This is a genomic window from Streptomyces nanshensis, assembly GCF_001751255.1.
GTDB classification, from domain to species: Bacteria; Actinomycetota; Actinomycetes; order Streptomycetales; family Streptomycetaceae; genus Streptomyces; species Streptomyces nanshensis_A.
The window spans coordinates 1-17,034 of record NZ_LJGW01000506.1 but is presented as its reverse complement, the minus strand read 5'-3'; the positions used below and the strand labels follow the sequence as shown (position 1 = coordinate 17,034).

Genomic DNA, 17,034 nt, shown 5'->3' with positions numbered 1-17,034 from the left:
GCACCGTACGGCCCCGGCGGGGTGCCCGGTGCGCCGCCGCCTCCGGCCTCTCCGCCCACCGCTCCGCCGCCCCAAGACGGCGCGCCCGGCGGCACGTTCGGGCCTCCGCCCGTCTACTGACCCGCCTCCGGCGCGGCCTGACAGCGGCCGGTGCCAGAGGCGGCGTCAAAGGTGATGTCAGAGGTGATGTCAGAGGCGGCGACGGCGGGACGGCAGCCTGCGACGCGGCGGTCAGTTGCCCGCGAGCTTGTCGGCGAGCGCCCTGTCCACCTCCGCCTCGGCCGCCGCCTTGTCGACGCCGAGCCCGGTGAGCGTGCCCTCGCCGTCCTCGTGCTCCAGCAGCGCGAGCAGGATGTGCTCCGTGCCGACGAAGTTGTGCCCCAGCCGCAGGGCTTCGCGGAAGGTGAGTTCGAGCGCCTTCTTCGCCTGGGTGTCGAACGGGATCATCTCCGGCACCCCGTCGGCCGCGGACGGCAGCGTCGCCTCCACCGCCTCGCGTACCGCCTCGGGCTCGACGCCGAGCGCCGTCAGCACCTTGGCGCCGATGCCCTCCGGCTCGGCGAGCAGGCCGAGCACGAGGTGCCCGGGGGTGATCTCGTGGTTGCCCGCCCGGCGCGCCTCGGCCTGCGAGGCCACGACGACGCTGCGCGCCCGCGGGGTGAAGCGGTTGAAGCCCTGGGAGGAGTCGAGGTCCGAACCCTCCCCGGCCGCGGGCGGCTTGGGGACGAAGCGCTTCTGCGCGGCCTGCCGCGTCACGCCCATGCTCTTGCCGATGTCCGTCCAGGAGGCGCCGGAGCGGCGGGCCTGGTCCACGAAGTGCCCGATCAGATGGTCCGCGATCTCGCCGAGGTGGTCGGCGGCGAGCACGGCGTCCGAGAGCTGGTCGAGGGCGTCGGAGTGAACTGCCTTGATGGCCTTGATGAGTTCGTCGAGCCGGACCGTTCCGGCCGTGGGATGGGGATCCGTCATATGGCAACCTTAAGTTGACACTCAGGCCGTCGTCAACCCGTGGTTGACAGTGGTGTGACACGGACCGCGGCCGCACCGGCCGTGGCCTTACGTCCAGGGGGAAACCGATGCTCCTACTCACGCCCGTGCTCACCGTGTGCGCCGCGGGTTACGGGGCGCTCGCGGGCTCGCTGCTGCCGCGCGCCGCCTACCGGCTGGCCGTGCCGCCCGGTACGCCCTGGCGCGCGGAGTGCCCCGAGGGGCACCGGCTGACCGGCCCCGCCCGCGGATGGCTGGGCGACGCCCGCTGCTCCCAGTGCCCAACCGGCCCCGGTACGCCGGGACTTGGGCACCGGTGGCTCTTCACCGCGCTCGGCGCGGCGGTCTGCGCGGCGCTCGCCGTCTGCGTGGGCGCACGCCCCGAGTTGGCGGTGTGGCTGCTGGCCGCACCCTTCGGACTGCTTCTGGCGGCCGTGGACGCGCGCAGCCAACGGCTCCCGGACATACTGACGTTGCCCCTGGCCGCGGCGACGGCGGCGCTGCTCGGACTGGCCGCCCTGGCACCGGACGCGGGCGGCGACTGGACGCGGGCGCTCCTCGGCGGACTCGCCCTGGCCGGCGCCCACTTCGTGCTCTTCCTGATCAACCCCCGTGGCATGGGCTTCGGCGACGTGAAGCTCGCGGCACCGCTCGGCCTGGCCCTGGGCTGGTACGGCTGGGACGTCCTGCTGACGGGCGCCTTCCTGGCCTTCCTGCTCTCCGCCGCCTGGGGCGTCACGCTGCTGATGACGCATCGCGCGGGGTGGAAGTCGTCCGTACCGTTCGGCCCGTTCCTGCTGCTGGGCTCCCTCGCGGGCCTGCTGCTCGGCGGCCTCGCGGCGTGACGGAACGGCATGACGGGACCGCGGCTCAACTCGCGGTGTGGCGTGGCCCGTTCGCCAAGGAGCGCGCCGCGCCCAGCGCCAGCGCCCACGGGTAGGCCGTACGGTCGCCGTCACCGGGCGGATGCGGCCGGAAACCGCCCTCCCCGTACAGCACATGCACCCCGGCCCCGCGCAGCGTCTCGATGCTGCGGCCGAACTGCGGGTGCGTGGCGTACGAGAAGTTGACGCACGGCATCACCACGAGCGGCCAGCGGTTGCCGAGGGCCTCCACCACGCGGCCCGTCACGAAGTTCGGCGTCAGCCCCAGCGCGACGGTGTTCACCGAGTTGAGCGTCGCGGGCGCGAGTACGGTGACGTCCGGCGCCGGCCATACCTCCTCGCCGCCGAACCTCCGCGGAGCGCTGCGCACGGGATACCCCGACTGCCCCTCCAGCGCGGGCAGTTGCTCTCCGACCCAGTCGGCCGCGGTCGGCGTCAGCCCGACGCACACCGTCCATCCCCCATCCTGCGCACGCCGGACGACCTCGCCCACGTCCGCCACGGGCGGCGCGGCGGAACACAGCAGATGCAGCACACGAGAAGCCATGCGGCGCATCCCACCACACGGGGCCGCCCGTGAACGGGCGGACACGGACGGCGTGTTGGGGACGGACGACCGCTCGCGTGTACGACTGCCCGACGGGGCGAGCCGACGCCCGTCGGTCCCGTCAACGGCCGTCAGCAGCGCGCAGTCTCACACCGACGAGGTGACTCAAGCGGCATTGCTGCCGTGCGGGGTGAAGCTGACACGGGTGTCCTCATCGTCGAGGGCGATGTTCAACGAAGCGTCCAGTGCACGGGCGATCTTGGTGAGGAGCGGCAGGGTGGGCACGGTGTCGGAGCCCTCGATCCGAGAGACCTTCGCCTGCGTCAGACCGGCACGGTCGGCCAGTTCGGTCTGAGTCAGCCCCAGTTCCGTCCGCCTGGCGTAGACGGCTTCCGCCAGGGCCATGGACAGCCTGATCTCATGACGAGCCTCGGCGACATCGTCCGGCTCGGTGAAACCCTCGGCGAGCTTGCGCTCCCGGAGCGTCTTCCAGCGAGTGTGACTCACGGCGAAACCTCTCCTTCCTCGACGGTCCGCGCGAACTCGTCGTGCGCCGCGCCGTGTTCAGCCGCACATGTCTTCTGGGCAAGCTTCGCCCGCTGGACCTCCGCGTCTTCACGCATCTTCGTCTTGCGGAAGACCGTCAACAATACGGCTGTGCGATCCTGGCGCAGCCAGTACGTGATACGTATCGCGGCCCCGTCCAGCGTCGCCCGCAGTTCGCGGCCGTCGGCCGCAGTTCGCGGACTCCGTCACCGAGGTGGCGTGCATACGGCTCACCCAGAACGGCCGCCCGTTCGGCGAGCAGGCGAGCCCCCACCCGCCCCGCAGCCGTCGGCTCCGGCCGCCTCATGGCGTGCCGGAGCCGACCGTCACGTTTTCCTCAGTCGCCGCTCACCGGACTCAACTGCCGTTCTCCGCCTGGAACATCCAGTGGTGCTTCTCCAGTTCGCCGGTGAGCTGGATGAAGATGTCCTCCGTCACCGGGTCCGGTTCGCTCACCGAAGCCATGCGCTCGCGGGAGCGGCCGATGACCGACTCCAGGGCGTGGACCATCGTCCGTACGGCGTCGGTGTCCTTCTGCCAGCCCTCGGCGACCTTCTCGATTCCGGTCGTCGCCGAGACGGTCGTGGAGCGGCCGTCCGGCGGGAGGCCGAGCGCGGAGGCGCGTTCGGCGACGGTGTCGGAGTACGAACGCGCCGTGGAGACCACGTCGTCGAGCTGGAGGTGGATGGACCGGAACCGGGGGCCGATCACGTTCCAGTGGATCTGCTTGGCCACGAGGGAGAGATCGACCAGGTCCACGAGCGCACCCTGCAAGGCCTCACCGACGGTCTTCAGGTCGTCGTCCGGAAGTGTGCTCTTCACTGAGTAGGTCACAACCTTCTCGCTTTCTCTCGGCCGGCCCTGTCTTCCCGCTTCGGGTAACCGGAAGTGCGCCCGGGATTCATCCTGCAAGGAGCGGAAAGCGGCGAATGTCACACACCGTGCACCGGCGACCGCCCCCGGCGCACAGACCGGCCCGGCACGGGGCTCAACGGGACGGTGCGGCGGCGACGTCGGACCGGCACGGGTTCATCTCACCGCGCCGACTCCTCACCGCCTCCGGGGAGTTGGCGGAGCAGGCGGCCCAAGGGGCGCCGGAGAGCACGGAGAAGGGGTACGGGAGGCGGGGTGAACGGCGTCGGGACGGGCGGAAGAGGCCAGGTCACCGACGGTGCCGCCGCCCCGCCGAGGGGCACAAGGTAACCGCAACTCCCCCTCGCCCTCCGCGAAATCGCTGTATCGTACAGAAAAAATTCGAACATCGCCGTCCGCTCCTAGCGTGCTGCAGATGCTTCAGTCCGGTATCGAACGGGCGCCGCTCCCCCCACAGCGCGACCAGGCCGGTTCCGTCCCCGGTTTACAGGACCCGGAAGGAGCCGCCGGCGCATGCGGTGAGCAGGCGGGTACGGAGGATCAGCGCAGGCGTGCGGCGCGTGATCCGTTCCTCGACAATGCGAAGTATCTGACGATCGTGCTCGTCGCCGTCGGGCACGTATGGGCGCCCCTGGCGGAGGGCAGCCGCTCGACCAGCGCGCTGTACTACCTGCTCTACACGTTCCACATGCCGGCGTTCATCCTCGTCTCCGGCTATCTCTCCCGCGGTTTCGAGTGCCGGCCGCAGCAGATCAAGCGGCTGCTGACGAACCTCGTCGTGCCCTACCTCGTCTTCCAGACGCTCCTCACCCTCTTCATGAGATGGGCTGCCGACGACCCGGACCGCGAATTCAGCTACCAGGAACCGGAGTTCGCCCTCTGGTTCCTGGTCGCGCTGTGTCTGTGGCGGGTGACGACACCGCTGTGGAAACTGCTGCGGTGGCCGCTTCCCGTCTCCGTGGCCGTGGCCGTCGCCGCGAGCGTGACGCCGACGATGAGCGACGACCTCGGGCTGATGCGCGTCGCGCAGTTCCTGCCGTTCTTCGTGCTCGGACTGCAACTGCGGCCCGAGCACTTCGCGTTGGTGCGGCACCGTGCCGTACGGATCCTCGCGGTGCCCGTCACCGCCGGCGCCCTTGTCGTCTCGTACGCGTCCGTCCCCTACATCTCGGGGGCGCCCTTCCTGCACGACAAGGACGCGCAGAGCCTCGGACTCCCGGCGTGGCTGGGCGCGGTGATGACGCTGACGGCGTTCGGCTGCGCGCTGGTGATGACGGTGTGCTTCCTGGCGTGGGTGCCGCGGCGGCAGATGTGGTGCACGTCGCTGGGCGCGGGGACGCTCTGCGCGTACGTCCTGCACGTCTTCCCGGTGCAGTACGCGAAGCAGGCGGGCTGGTTCGAGATGGCGGGCGCGAGGCATCCGCTGGACCGTTTCGCCATCACGGTGCTGGCCGCCGGGATGATGACGCTGCTGTGCACGGCGCCGGTACGGCGGATCTTCCGCCTGGTGCTGGAGCCGGGGATGGGCTGGTTCTTCACCCGGCGGGCCAACGCCCCGGCGGAGGACGAGGCACCGACGGCGAGCGCGCCCCGGCTCGCCCCCGGCGCAAGCCCCGCCGGTCCGCTGCAACTGCCGCCCGCACCGGCGCAGAACAGGACCGAGCCCGCCCTCCCGCAGCTCACCGGGCAGCCCGAGGGCGAACCCACCTCCGACGGCGCCGTCCCCGGCGACCCCGCGGCCCTCAGTCCAGCTTCGCCCGAGCGAGCTGCCGGGACTGGGTGACGAGCCGGTCCGCGCTGTCCCAGATCTGCACGTCCTCTTCCAGGAAGCCCCCGGCCAGATTGGCGGTGGTGACGCACACCCGCAGCGGGCCGGGGGCGGGGCGCGCCCGTACGTGGACGGTGAGTTCGACGGTCGGGACCCAGCCGCTCAGGCCCAGTTCGAACGCGGTCGGCGGCAGCGCGTCCACCGCCATCAGCAGGGAGAGCGGGTCGGCGTCCCGCCCGTCGGCGAGCCCCAGCCAGCCGCGCATCTCGCCCCGGCCGCTCGGCGCTCCGACCGCCCAGCCGCAGGTGGCGGGGTCGAGCCGCAGGTCGAGGCGCTTGCTGATCTCGGGGGTCGCGTCGGGGCCCGCGGGGTAGTCCTGGGCGCTGAAGCACTGTTCGCGGGGCGGCATGATCGGCGGCTTGGCGCTGGTGCGGACGTCGTCGCCGAGGGCGCCGAGGTCGCCGTAGGTGGCGAGGACGCGGATGCGCTCGGCCTCTTCGCCATCGGCCCCGGTCTGGAAGAGGCTCGCGGTGCCGGTGGAGAGGGTGCGTCCGGCGCGTGCCGTCTCGCTGCGGACGACGGCCGGTCCCGCGGCGGTGGCCGAGAGGTAGTGCGCGGTGACGGTGAAGGGGTCGGGGTGCGGCAGTGTCTTGCCGAGGGCGCGGCCGAGGACCGCGAGCAGATAGCCGCCGTTGAGGGCGTGGCCGATGGCCCAGCCCGGGGAGAGGTCCGCGTCGTGCACACCGGGCTCGCGCAGCCGTACGGAGGTGTCGCGGTCGAACTCGCTGCGGGTGGCTTCGGAGAGGGTGTCGGGCATGTAAGCACCGTACACAAGGTAGTTACCGGTGGGTATTCAGGGTGATCGATCCCCGCGCCCCGGCCGCCGCACCGCTCAGGCGCCCGGCTCCGGATCCTCCACCGTGGAACGGCGGTGCCAGGCACGCGGCGCGCGCCATCCGAAGCGCAGCGCCAGCAGCCGTACGACGAAGGCCAGCGTGGCGGCCGACAGCATCGTGACGGCGTTGAGCGCACCGGCACCCAGCAGCAGGGCCGTCACGGTCGCCCCGGCGATGGCGGGCACGGCGTACAGGTCGCGATCCCAACGCAGTAGCGAGGGAACCTCGTTGGCGAGGACGTCGCGCAGGACGCCGCCGCCCGCCGCCGTGGCCAGGCCGAGCACGGCGGAGGCGAAGAGGCCCAGTCCGTATTCATGGGCCTTGACGGTGCCCGCGACACAGAAGAGGCCGAGGCCGGCCGCGTCGAAGACGTTGATCGCCTTGTTGATCCGCTCCACATGCGGATGCAGAAAGAACACGAGGACCGTGGCGATCAGCGGGGCGTGGAAATACCCGGCGTCGGTGAAGGCGGCGGGCGGTACGGCGCCGATCACCACGTCGCGGAAGAGGCCGCCGCCGAGTCCGGTGACTTCGGCGAGCACGGCCATGCCGAACACGTCGAAGTTCTTGCGTACGGCGAGGAGCGCGCCGGATATCGCGAAGACGAAGATCCCGACGATGTCGAGCCAGTGCTGCACGGCGGGGTCGAGCAGGTGAGTCACCCGGCCCATTCTTCCCCCGCTCCAGCGGCCCGGGGAGCGCCGGGTGCGGGCTGTCCCGGCGCCCGTACGCGGCGCGGAACGCCCCGTTACATACCGTCCGCGACCTGCGACGACGACGGGATACGGCGAATCCGGACAAAGCATGGCAGAGGTTTTCCGGTATGTGCAGACGCCCCTACGGAGCGTCGACGCCGGACCCGCCCGCTGTGAGGCGGCGCATAAGACGCACGTCACATACGAACCCGTTTAGTCGGCCCCGGTGAGAACCGAGAGGCGCGCGGCGGCATGTCGGCGCTTCCGGCCCCGGCACCCGTCCGCAGAACGAGGCTCTTGTCCGTATTCGCTTAGTACGTCACATATTTGGACGCCTCGTCCGGAGCCTTTACCAATGTCAGCGTCGCTTGCGCCGGGAACCGAACTCGGCGCCCAGCCGAATCCGGCACCCACGCGACGAAGGCACACGAAAGGTTCTCGCTTTTCCATGCGCATTTCCGCGATCAACCGACTGACCAAGACCCAGAAGTCCACCGCCGTCGGCCTCGCCGCCGCCGCAGGCGTCGCGGCACTGACCGCCGGCGTCGCGCCCGGCGCACACGCGGACGCCCCCGCGGACCGCGGTCCGGCCAAGCCGGTTGCCGGTCACTCGGTGAACGTGGCCGACCATCCGTCGACGAAGGCCGCCAAGGCCGCGACGGGCGACCACGCCACCGACAACACGCGCAGCCACCTGGCCGCCAAGCCCCTCGTGGCGGGCGAGCCGACGAAGCAGGCGCCGGGCGAGAAGCCGGGCGACAAGACGGGTGAGGACAAGGGCGACAAGACGGCGAAGTCCGAGCAGTCGCAGGAGGCCGCCGAGGCGCGCTCCGGTGACAAGGCCGGACGTTCCGCGGAGCGTCCCCTCACCACGTCCCAGAAGGTCGACGGCTGGATCAAGGAGGCCCGCTCCATCATGAAGAAGGAGGGCATCCCCGGCTCGCACCACGGCATCAAGAAGAACATCATGCGGGAGTCCGGCGGTGACCCGCAGGCCATGAACGACTGGGACGTCAACGCCCAGAAGGGCACGCCCTCGAAGGGTCTGCTGCAGACCATCCAGCCGACCTTCGACCAGTACCACGTCAAGGGAACGCCCCATAAGATCACGGACCCCGTGGCGAACATCGTCGCCGCCTGCAACTACGCGGCCGACAAGTACGGCTCCATGGACAACGTGAACTCCGCGTACTGATCAGTGCCGTGACGAGCCGCACAACAGAACGCACAACCGCACACACAGCAGAAGAGACAGCAGAAGAAACGGGGGAACGGGGAAAGCCGACAGGGCGGTTGCGATGGCGCAACCGCCCTGTTCGGCGTTCGGCGTTATGGCGAGAGCTCCGTGCGGTCCCGGGTCAGCCAGCCGTCGCCGGCTCGCTGTCCTCGGGGTGCTGGTCCGGCGCGTTCTCCGGGTGGTGGCAGGCCGCCTCGTGGCCCGGCGAGAGCGAGACCAGCGGCGGTTCGGCCGTCGTGCAGATCTTCGTCGCCTTCCAGCACCGGGTGTGGAAGCGGCAGCCGCTCGGCGGCTTGATCGGCGAGGGCACGTCCCCCTGGAGCAGGATGCGCTCGCGTCCGCCCTGCGCCCTGCGCCGCGGGTCGGGCACCGGCACGGCGGAGAGCAGCGCGCGCGTGTAGGGGTGCATGGGCGACTCGTACAGCGACTTCCGGTCGGTCAACTCCACGATCTTGCCGAGGTACATGACCGCGATCCGGTCCGAGACATGGCGGATCACCGACAGGTCGTGCGCGATGATCACGTACGTCAGGCCCAGTTCGTCCTGGAGGTCGTCGAGCAGGTTGATCACCTGCGCCTGGATGGAGACGTCCAGCGCCGAGACCGGCTCGTCCGCGACGACGAGCTTCGGGTTGAGCGCGAGGGCGCGCGCGATGCCGATGCGCTGCCGCTGCCCGCCGGAGAACTCGTGCGGATAGCGGTTGTAGTGCTCGGGGTTGAGACCGACGAGGTCCAGCAGCCGCTGCACCTCCTTCTTCACACCGCCCTCGGGCGTGACGCCCTGGAGCTTGAAGGGGGCGCTGACGATCGCGCCGACGGTGTGCCGANCCGAGGGTTCAGCGACGAGTACGGGTCCTGGAAGATCATCTGGACGTCGCGGCGCAGCGGACGCATGGCGCCCACCCCGAGGTGCGTGATGTCCCGGCCCTCGAACTCCACGGTGCCCGCGGTCGGTTCGAGCAGCCGTGTGATGAGGCGGCCCATCGTGGACTTGCCGCAGCCGGACTCGCCGACGACGCCGAGGGTCTCCCCCGCCCGTACGTCGAAGTCGATGCCGTCGACCGCCTTGACCGCCCCGACCTGCCGCTTGAGGAGCCCCTTGGTGATCGGGAAGTGCTTCTTCAGACCGGCGACGCGCAGCAGCGGTTCGCCGGGCTCCGGATCGGCCTTGGTCACCACGGCGTCCGTCGTGCGCTGAGCCGGGATCGTCATCTGCTCGTCCTCACTCACAGCTTCGGCGCAATCTCTTCGGTCCAGATGCGGTGCCGGTCGGCCTGGTTCATATGGCAGGCGGACAGATGGCCCTCCCCCACGTCCCGCAGTTCGGGGCGCTCGGTGCGCGTCACGCCGCCCTCGGGCACGTCCGCGTACGGGCAGCGCGGGTTGAAGGCGCAGCCCTGCGGGATGTTGATGAGGCTGGGCGGCGAGCCCTTGACGGGGATGAGCCGCTCGCTCTGGGCGCGGTCGATGCGCGGCATCGATCCCAACAGGCCCCAGGTGTAGGGGTGCTGGGGCTCGTAGAAGACCTGCTCGGCCGTGCCGTACTCGACGCAGCGCCCGCCGTACATCACGAGGATGTCGTCGGCCAGTTCGGCGACGACGCCCAGGTCGTGGGTGATGATGATGACCGCGGAGCCGAACTCCTTCTGCAGATCGCGGATCAGGTCGAGGATCTGCGCCTGCACGGTGACGTCGAGGGCCGTCGTCGGTTCGTCCGCGATCAGCAGCTCGGGGTTGTTCACCAGCGACATGGCGATCATCGCGCGCTGCCGCATCCCGCCGGAGAACTCGTGCGGGTAGCTGTTGACGCGCTGGTCGGGCTGGGGGATGCCGACGCGGTCGAGGAGTTCGACGGCGCGCTTCTTGGCGGCCTTCTTGTCCACGTCGTGGTGGACGCGGTACGCCTCGACGATCTGGTGGCCGATGGTGAAGTACGGGTGCAGTGCGGAGAGCGGGTCCTGGAAGATCATGGCCATCTCGCGGCCGCGCAGCCTGCGTACGGTGTCCGGGTCGGCGGAGAGCAGCTCCTGCCCGTCCAGCCAGATCTCGCCGGAGAGGCGGGCCTTCTGCCGTCCGTACTGGCCGACGGTGTGCAGGCCCATGACGCCGAGCGACGTGACGGACTTGCCCGATCCGGACTCGCCCACGATGCCGAGGGTCTTGCCCTTCTCCAGCCGGAAGGAGAGCCCGTCGACGGACTTCACCAGACCGTCCTCGGTGGGGAAGTGCACGTGCAGATCGCGTACTTCGAGGAAGGACCGGGCCGGTACGGCGTCGGTGACGGCCTCGCCGACCGCCGAGGCGCCCGTGGTGTGCGATTCGCTCATGCCAGCCTCACTCGGGGGTCGATCACGCCGTACAGCAGGTCCACGATGAGGTTCGCCACGACGACGGCGGAGGCGGTGATCAGCGTGACGCCGAGGATCAGCGGCAGATCCTTCTCACCGATCGCCTTCAGCACCGCCTGCCCCAGTCCGGGGAGGCTGAAGGTGGTCTCGGTGAGGATCGCGCCGCCCATCAGGGCGCCGAGGTCGACGCCGAGGAGGGTGATGATCGGGGTCAGCGTGGAGCGCATGGCGTGCTTGCGGATGACGACCGGCTCGCGTACGCCCTTGGCACGCGCGGTGCGGATGTAGTCCTCGCCCATCACCTCGAGCATGGTGGCGCGGGTCAGCCGGGCGTACATGGCACCGAAGAGGAAGGCCAGCGTCAGCCAGGGGAGGATCATGCCGCTGAACCACTCGGGGAAGCTCTCCTCGATGGGCGTGTACTCGTTGCTGACGAGTCCCAGCCCGTAGGAGAAGATCGCCAGCGACAGCAGGCCGGTGAAGTAGATCGGCAGCGAGACGCCGCTGAGGGCGATGCCCATGGCGGCGCGGTCCCAGATGGAGCCGCGGCGCAGCGCGGAGACGACGCCCGCGGCGAGCCCGATGAGGAGCCAGATCACGGCGGCGCCCACCGCCAGGCCCAGGGTGACGGGCAGCCGGTCGGCGAGGATCGGCCAGACGGCCTGCTCGGTCTTGAAGGAGTAGCCGAAGCAGGGCGCGGAGCAGTGCAGGGTGTCCCCGGCACTGACGTAGTCGCGGCCGACGAGGATGCCTTTGAAGAAGTCGAAGACCTGGACGATGATCGGGTCGTCCAGTCCCAGCTTCTGGCGGATGCCGTCCAGCGCGGCGGCGTCCGACTGCTTGCCGGCGAACATCGTCGCCACGTCGACGCCGGTCCACTTCGGGATCAGGAAGAAGATGCCGAAGACCGCCAGCATGACGACGACGAGCATCACGACGACGGCCAGCAGCCGCCTGATGAGATAAGTGAGCACTGCTAACGGGCCGGTCGGCGGCCCGGCGAACTCCCTGGTGCGTGCGGGGAGTTCACCGGGCCACCGCTGGCGGCCCTCACCTGCCCTTCGGTCCTAGCGTCCTAGCGGCGGGTGCGCCGGCGGAGTCGGACGGTCACTTGACGCCCAGTACGGCGTAGTCGTAGCGACCGCTGTACGCGTCGGTCGTGCCGACGTTCGTCAGCCGGCTGGAACGCCAGATGATGTTCTTCTCGAACGTGAAGGGCAGGTAGTAAGCGCCCTCCATGACCTTGGCGTTGATGGCCGCGTACTTCTGGGCCGCCTTGTTCTTGTCGAGCTCCGCGATCGCGTCGGCGAACGCCTTGTCGATCTTCGGGTCGTCGATCATGGCGTAGTTGTTGTTGCCGTTGTCCAGGATGTACTTGCTGTGCCACAGCGGCATGCCGTAACCCTGGCCGGACGGGAAGTCCGGGCCCCAACCCATGATGATGATCCCGTAGTTCTTCTTCTTGACGTAGTCCGGGTTGCCGATGATGCCCGTGGTCTGGGCGCCGTCGTACTCGTCGACCTCGGCCGTGATGCCGATCTTCTTCAGCGACGCCTGCATGGCCTCGGCGGAGGCGATCTCGACCTGCTTGTTGTTGCGGACCGCGATCGTGGTCTTGAAGCCGTTCGGCTTCCCGCACTTCTTCAGCTCGGCCTTGGCCTTCTTCACGTCGGCCGCGCCCTCGTTCTTGGCGATGCCGAACGGGTCGAACTTCAGGTCCGAGCCCGGGACCAGCGCCGGCAGCATGTTGGTGCCGATGTCGCCGCCGGCGAGCGGGCCGCCGCGGGCGTTCTGGATCGACTTGTGGTCCGAGCCGTAGATCATCGCCTTGCGGCAGTGGATGTTGTCGAAGGGCTTCACCGTCTGCGGGAAGACCGCGTAACGGATGTAGCCCGTGCTCGGGTTGTCGACGTTGCCCTTGTACTCCTTCAGGGCCTTCTCACGGCCCTGCGCCTCCATGCCGGTGGCGTTGATGTCCAGGTCGTAGTCGCCGTTGATGAGGCGCTTGTCCATCTCGTCGGAGTTGGTCAGCAGCGTCAGCGTGATCTTGTCCGGGAGGGCCTTGCGGATGTTGTCCGAGGACTTCTTCCACTCCGGGTTGCGGACCAGCGTCAGCTTCTTGTTCGGCGTGTACGACTGGAACTTGTACGGGCCGTTGGAGAAGGGCTTGAGGCCGTACTTGGACTTGGTGTCCTTGTCCTGGCGCACCGGCGAGGCCGACGGCATCGCGATCATCTGCTCGAAGTCGCCGTTGCGCTTGGGCAGATGGAAGACGATCTTCTTGTCGGTGGGCGTCTCGATCGCGTCCAGGCCGAGCTTGTCCTTGGCCTTGTCCTTGTACGGGCCCTTGTACTTGCCGTCCGGGTCGAGCGTGTCCTTCAGATAGATGGGACCGCCGGACAGGACGTCCTGCGCCCACTGCCGCTCGATGCCGTACTTGATGTCCTTGGAGGTGACGGGCTTGCCGTCCTCCCAGGTGATGCCGTCACGCAGCTCGTACGTGTAGGTCTTGCCGTCGCCGGAGATCTTCGCCTTCGACTTGGCCAGGTCCGGGACGAGTTCGGCGCTGCCCTTGCCGGCGACCGGCTTGCTGGTCATCAGGGTGCGGCTGTAGTAACGCATGAAGTCCCAGGCGAAGCCGTAGTAGCCACGCGTGGTGTCCCAGGAGTCGGCGTCCTGGGTACCGATGAACTTCAGCGTCCCGCCCTTCTTGTCCGAGGCGTTGGCCGTCTTGGCGCGGGCGGCGTTGAAGCCGGGGGCCTTGCCGTCGCCCTCGTCGTCACTGCCGCCGCCACCGCAGGCGGCGGTGGACAGGAGTGCCGCGACCGCGACGGCCGACGCGGCGATTCTGCGCCTCGATGAGCGTTGGGTTGTCACGATCTGCATCCTCCGGTGTGAGTCTCGGCCCGCACGCCTGCGCCGGGCCGGGGTCCAGTGCCAGGCGCGGCCTGGCGGTGGGGGTTCATCGGGAACCCTTGGGGTCGAGCGCGTCACGCACGCCGTCGCCGAAGAGGTTGAAGGCGAGGACGGTGATGAAGATGGCCACACCCGGCACCACCATGAACATCGGATCCGTCTCGTAGTAGCGCACGGCCTGGGAGAGCATCTGCCCCCACGAGGCCGTCGGCGGTTTGACTCCCACGCCGAGGAAGCTGAGGGCCGCCTCGGTGAGGATGTTGGTGGGAATCATGAGCGTGGTGTAGACGGTGATCGGCGCGATCAGGTTCGGCAGCAGCTCCTTGAAGAGGATGTAGCGCCGCCCGGCGCCCAGGCTCCGCGCCGCCTCCACGTACTCCCTCTCGCGCAGCGAGAGCGTCTGGCCGCGCACGATGCGGCCGATGTAGGGCCAGCCGAAGAAGCCGATGACGAGGATCATCACCGTCAGCCGTACGCCCGTCCCCGTCAGTCCGAACATCTCGTTCGGCACCACGGAGATGAGGGAGATGATGAACAGCAACTGCGGGAAGGCCAGCAGCATGTCCATCACGCGGCTGATGCACGCGTCCAGCCAGCCGCCGAAGTAGCCCGCGAGAGCGCCCAGTACGGTGCCGACGACGACGGCGACCACGGCCGAGAGAAAGCCGACGAGCAGCGAGACGCGGGCGCCGTAGACGATGCGGCTGAAGATGTCGCGGCCGTTGCCCGGCTCGACGCCGAGGAGATGCTCCGAACTCAGGCCGCCCAGCGAGCCCTTCGGCGTCTGGAACAGCGGGTCGATCGCGTCCTCGTGGTGCTGGTCCGGCGGATGCCCCAACAGGTCGACGATGTACGGCGCGCACACCGCGATGAGGATCAGCAGCAGGACGACGACGCCTCCGGTCAGCGCCACCTTGTCGCGCTTGAGGCGGTTCCACGCGATGCGCCCGAGCGAGCGGCCCTCGATGGACTTCGCGTCGTCGCCGGCACCGGCGAGTGCGGGGTCGACGGGCGCGGTCTCCGCGGACGCGTCGTGCAGTGGTGCCGTCATCGTGGGGGAACACCCTCTCTCGGCCGGGGGGATGACCAGCCACGCCCGCCGCTGTAGCGGCCCGTTCGCAAGTAACACGTTCACAAGGCCGACGCCTCGACGTTCGGGAGTCTTCATCGGGCCTGCGATCACCCGCCAGTCCCACTGGGGAAAGGATGCCTAACTGTGATGTGACACAGGGGATTCCGTTATGCGGACCAAGACCGTCGGCTATCGGAAAACGGTCAATGCGCGTGGACAACCGCCCACCTGCGGTTTGGCGGCTGAACTGTGCGCTGGGAAAACCGTGTTGCCGACCGACCAGACGTACGGGCGTCAGGCGCGCGGATATCCGTAACCGTGCCGCGGTGCGGCGTCGGCCGTCGGAACGTCACGGTCGAAGAAAGGACGCGAATTGCGCCGCAGCCACATCGCCACCGGGTCGTAGTCGTCCGACATCGGGACGCTGGAGACCGGCAGCCCCTCGGGCACCACGGCCGCGGACTGACGCATCATCTGCTGCGCGGACTCCACCGCCTCCCGGCCCGTGTCGTACAGATCGAGGCCGATGGCGAGATAGCCGGCGCCCAGCGAGGGCTGCACCCAGGCACGGCGCAGGGAACGCACCGCGGGCGTGCGGTGGGCGTTCTGACTGAGCAGCGCATAGAACTGCGCGATGTCCAGGCTCGGTTCACTGATGCGCAGCGGTCCCGCGGGAAGCTGCTCCAGGCCGAGCGCGATGCGCCGCAGATCGAGCCACGGGACGCCGACGCCGCCGCCGGAGGCGTGCGGGTTGAGCCAGATCCCCCAGCGCTCCGGGAAGAGGGCGCTCGCGATCTCGCGCCCGGTGACGACCTCGTAGGAGCGGTCCCAGCCGGAGGCCGCCAGCTCCTGGGCGGAGGTCACGCAGGGGGCGTAGCCGTAGCCGCCGACCTCCATGTTCCCGTACTGGGCGTCGGGCGTGCCCGGACGGCCGTTCCACAGGAGCATCCACACGTCGCCGTCGGTGAGGGCGTCGAGCAGCGCCTCATAGGTGTCGTACCGGCCCGGCAGGACCTGCCCCACCAGTTGCTCGACGCCTGCACCCGCGCTCACCTGGCCGCCCTTCCCACGCAACCGCTCCCCCGCCCGCCCGCAGCGGCGGCCCGTCGGGCCGGAAAGCGGACTTTCTCGATGATCTGTACCGGACCCGCGAACGCGGCCCTCCCCGTTGTCCCCGTCATCAAACCAGCTTACGAGCAGGCACCGACAGCGGGCGTCGTACTGGAGCGCTACGTCCTGGGACGGAGCGGGCCGCCCGTTCTCCTCCCGGCGGGCGGCGCGGCGGCCGGTCCGCGGGCGCCGGCGGTGCCGACCGCGCAGGTGGCGGCAGTGGCGCGGCGGTTCCGGGACCTCGCACCGCCGGTCAGTCGCGGGAGTAGAAGGGCCGCACGCAGGTGCGCATCCAGTCGACGACCGGATCCTGTGCGGCGTCCATCAGCACCAGTTGCACCAGCCACTGCACCGGGACCCGGCCCAGTGCGCGGGCCAGCGCCTCGTGCGCGGCCTGGCGGATCTCCGGGTCGAGCTGGTCGAGTTCGACGCCGACGAAGAGCGCGGGCGCGTCCCCCTCGGTGCTCGCCAGGGCCCGGCGGGCCGAACGCATCCACGGCAGCGCGGAGAACTCGCCGGCCGCGGCGGCGAGGAAGTCCACCGGCTCCTCCTGCCAGTCCGGCTCGAACAGCCGCACCCGCGCGCCGCGTGCGACGCCCCAAGCGGCCTGCTCGCCGGGGGTGTTGGCGCAGAGCTGTGCGACGGCCTCCGGCGGCAGCGGCATCCCGACGGCACCGTCGGGGTTGACGGCGATGCCCACCTGCGGCGGCAGCCCGCGCGCGAACTCCCTCGCGGGCGCGACCGTGAAGGACATGTGGCCGCCCACGACGTGCAGGAACTGCTGCTCCGAGCTGAAGACCGGCACGTACACACCGCCGTTCAGCTCGACGGTCGGCAGATCCAGATCGCGGCTGTCCGGGCCGCCGCCCTCGGGCAGCGGGACCCAGACGCTGCTGCGGCCGAGCACCTCCAGCAGCCGGGCGCCCGCGCCGGGCACGTCGAGGGAGGCGGCGAGCGCCTCCTCCAGCTCGTTGCCGGGCCAGCCTCCGCCGTGGCCCGGTCCGTACTGCTGAGGAATGGTCATGACGGCAACCCTAATGCGGGCGGTCACGGCCGGACGCGGGCGGTGCGCCCGGTCGTTGGAGCATCCGTGCCCCGGCGGGGCCGGCCGCCGGTGCCGCCCGTGCCGCCGCCGGGTCCGTCCCCTACGCGCTA

General features: G+C 69.9%; 16 protein-coding genes and 1 pseudogene. 3 read left to right on the top strand and 14 right to left on the bottom strand.

Annotation, left to right across the window (positions count from 1 at the left end; genetic code table 11):
- Positions 1 to 231: 231 nt before the first annotated feature.
- Positions 232 to 969 (bottom strand): Clp protease N-terminal domain-containing protein, encoded by a 738-nt coding sequence (locus AN218_RS29260; protein ID WP_070020107.1) that lies wholly within the window; start codon positions 967 to 969, stop codon positions 232 to 234.
- A 107-nt stretch (positions 970 to 1,076) separates the two neighbouring features.
- Here AN218_RS29260 and AN218_RS29255 point away from each other — a divergent pair, with 107 nt between their 5' ends.
- A complete protein-coding gene (locus AN218_RS29255; RefSeq protein ID WP_070020106.1) occupies positions 1,077 to 1,832 on the top strand; it encodes a prepilin peptidase in 756 nt (251 codons plus the stop codon).
- 25 nt (positions 1,833 to 1,857) lie between these two features.
- On the opposite strand, the gene AN218_RS29250 is transcribed toward AN218_RS29255, so the two are convergent.
- The 4 genes from AN218_RS29250 to AN218_RS29240 form a co-directional block, all read right to left on the bottom strand.
- Complete coding sequence (locus AN218_RS29250; protein ID WP_070020105.1) at positions 1,858 to 2,418, bottom strand: flavoprotein; 561 nt, start codon at positions 2,416 to 2,418, stop codon at positions 1,858 to 1,860.
- 165 nt (positions 2,419 to 2,583) lie between these two features.
- Positions 2,584 to 2,925: a helix-turn-helix domain-containing protein gene (locus AN218_RS29245; protein WP_070020104.1), complete on the bottom strand. Its 342-nt coding sequence runs from the start codon at positions 2,923 to 2,925 to the stop codon at positions 2,584 to 2,586.
- Positions 2,922 to 3,065: a hypothetical protein gene (locus AN218_RS38950; RefSeq protein ID WP_338059650.1), complete on the bottom strand. Its 144-nt coding sequence runs from the start codon at positions 3,063 to 3,065 to the stop codon at positions 2,922 to 2,924. The genes AN218_RS29245 and AN218_RS38950 overlap by 4 nt, the downstream gene beginning before the upstream one ends.
- 256 nt (positions 3,066 to 3,321) lie before the next feature.
- Entirely contained in the window at positions 3,322 to 3,798 is a 477-nt protein-coding gene (locus AN218_RS29240) for a Dps family protein (RefSeq protein ID WP_070020103.1), read from the bottom strand.
- A 454-nt stretch (positions 3,799 to 4,252) separates the two neighbouring features.
- Between AN218_RS29240 and AN218_RS29235 the strand changes: the two genes are divergently transcribed.
- Positions 4,253 to 5,620 (top strand): acyltransferase family protein, encoded by a 1,368-nt coding sequence (locus AN218_RS29235; RefSeq protein WP_216311818.1) that lies wholly within the window; start codon positions 4,253 to 4,255, stop codon positions 5,618 to 5,620.
- Here the strand turns inward: AN218_RS29235 and AN218_RS29230 are convergent.
- Together AN218_RS29230 and AN218_RS29225 are read right to left on the bottom strand one after the other, a co-directional pair.
- Complete coding sequence (locus AN218_RS29230; protein WP_070020101.1) at positions 5,580 to 6,422, bottom strand: thioesterase family protein; 843 nt, start codon at positions 6,420 to 6,422, stop codon at positions 5,580 to 5,582. The genes AN218_RS29235 and AN218_RS29230 overlap by 41 nt on opposite strands.
- A 75-nt stretch (positions 6,423 to 6,497) precedes the next feature.
- Positions 6,498 to 7,163 (bottom strand): trimeric intracellular cation channel family protein, encoded by a 666-nt coding sequence (locus tag AN218_RS29225; protein ID WP_244900812.1) that lies wholly within the window; start codon positions 7,161 to 7,163, stop codon positions 6,498 to 6,500.
- A gap of 481 nt (positions 7,164 to 7,644) precedes the next feature.
- Between AN218_RS29225 and AN218_RS29220 the strand changes: the two genes are divergently transcribed.
- A complete protein-coding gene (locus tag AN218_RS29220) occupies positions 7,645 to 8,391 on the top strand; it encodes a transglycosylase SLT domain-containing protein (RefSeq protein ID WP_070020099.1) in 747 nt (248 codons plus the stop codon).
- A 163-nt stretch (positions 8,392 to 8,554) separates the two neighbouring features.
- Here AN218_RS29220 and AN218_RS29215 read toward each other — a convergent pair.
- From AN218_RS29215 to AN218_RS29185, 7 genes and pseudogenes are all read right to left on the bottom strand, one after another.
- Positions 8,555 to 9,645, bottom strand: a pseudogene (locus tag AN218_RS29215) (ABC transporter ATP-binding protein).
- Positions 9,646 to 9,659: 14 nt separating this feature from the next.
- On the bottom strand, positions 9,660 to 10,760 hold the full coding sequence (locus AN218_RS29210) for an ABC transporter ATP-binding protein (protein WP_070020098.1): 1,101 nt from the start codon (positions 10,758 to 10,760) through the stop codon (positions 9,660 to 9,662).
- A complete protein-coding gene (locus AN218_RS29205) occupies positions 10,757 to 11,755 on the bottom strand; it encodes an ABC transporter permease (protein WP_070020097.1) in 999 nt (332 codons plus the stop codon). The genes AN218_RS29210 and AN218_RS29205 overlap by 4 nt, the downstream gene beginning before the upstream one ends.
- A gap of 133 nt (positions 11,756 to 11,888) precedes the next feature.
- Positions 11,889 to 13,658 carry an ABC transporter substrate-binding protein gene (locus tag AN218_RS29200; RefSeq protein ID WP_070020108.1) on the bottom strand — a complete coding sequence of 590 codons (1,770 nt, stop codon included), beginning with the start codon at positions 13,656 to 13,658 and terminating at the stop codon, positions 11,889 to 11,891.
- Between the two features lie 85 nt (positions 13,659 to 13,743).
- Positions 13,744 to 14,748: an ABC transporter permease gene (locus AN218_RS29195; protein WP_070020096.1), complete on the bottom strand. Its 1,005-nt coding sequence runs from the start codon at positions 14,746 to 14,748 to the stop codon at positions 13,744 to 13,746.
- 315 nt (positions 14,749 to 15,063) lie between these two features.
- Positions 15,064 to 15,822, bottom strand: coding sequence for an enhanced serine sensitivity protein SseB C-terminal domain-containing protein (locus tag AN218_RS29190; protein WP_070020095.1), 759 nt, complete (start codon positions 15,820 to 15,822; stop codon positions 15,064 to 15,066).
- 310 nt (positions 15,823 to 16,132) lie between these two features.
- Entirely contained in the window at positions 16,133 to 16,903 is a 771-nt protein-coding gene (locus AN218_RS29185) for an enhanced serine sensitivity protein SseB (protein ID WP_070020094.1), read from the bottom strand.
- Positions 16,904 to 17,034: the final 131 nt, after the last annotated feature.

Excerpts from the sequence above, each read along its gene's own strand:
- AN218_RS29260 (WP_070020107.1), bottom strand. The coding sequence starts at position 969 with ATGACGGATCCCCATCCCACGGCCGGAACGGTCCGGCTCGACGAACTC.
- AN218_RS29255 (WP_070020106.1), top strand. The coding sequence starts at position 1,077 with ATGCTCCTACTCACGCCCGTGCTCACCGTGTGCGCCGCGGGTTACGGG.
- AN218_RS29250 (WP_070020105.1), bottom strand. The coding sequence starts at position 2,418 with ATGGCTTCTCGTGTGCTGCATCTGCTGTGTTCCGCCGCGCCGCCCGTG.
- AN218_RS29235 (WP_216311818.1), top strand. The coding sequence starts at position 4,253 with ATGCTTCAGTCCGGTATCGAACGGGCGCCGCTCCCCCCACAGCGCGAC.
- AN218_RS29230 (WP_070020101.1), bottom strand. The coding sequence starts at position 6,422 with ATGCCCGACACCCTCTCCGAAGCCACCCGCAGCGAGTTCGACCGCGAC.
- AN218_RS29220 (WP_070020099.1), top strand. The coding sequence starts at position 7,645 with ATGCGCATTTCCGCGATCAACCGACTGACCAAGACCCAGAAGTCCACC.
- AN218_RS29210 (WP_070020098.1), bottom strand. The coding sequence starts at position 10,760 with ATGAGCGAATCGCACACCACGGGCGCCTCGGCGGTCGGCGAGGCCGTC.
- AN218_RS29195 (WP_070020096.1), bottom strand. The coding sequence starts at position 14,748 with ATGACGGCACCACTGCACGACGCGTCCGCGGAGACCGCGCCCGTCGAC.
- AN218_RS29185 (WP_070020094.1), bottom strand. The coding sequence starts at position 16,903 with ATGACCATTCCTCAGCAGTACGGACCGGGCCACGGCGGAGGCTGGCCC.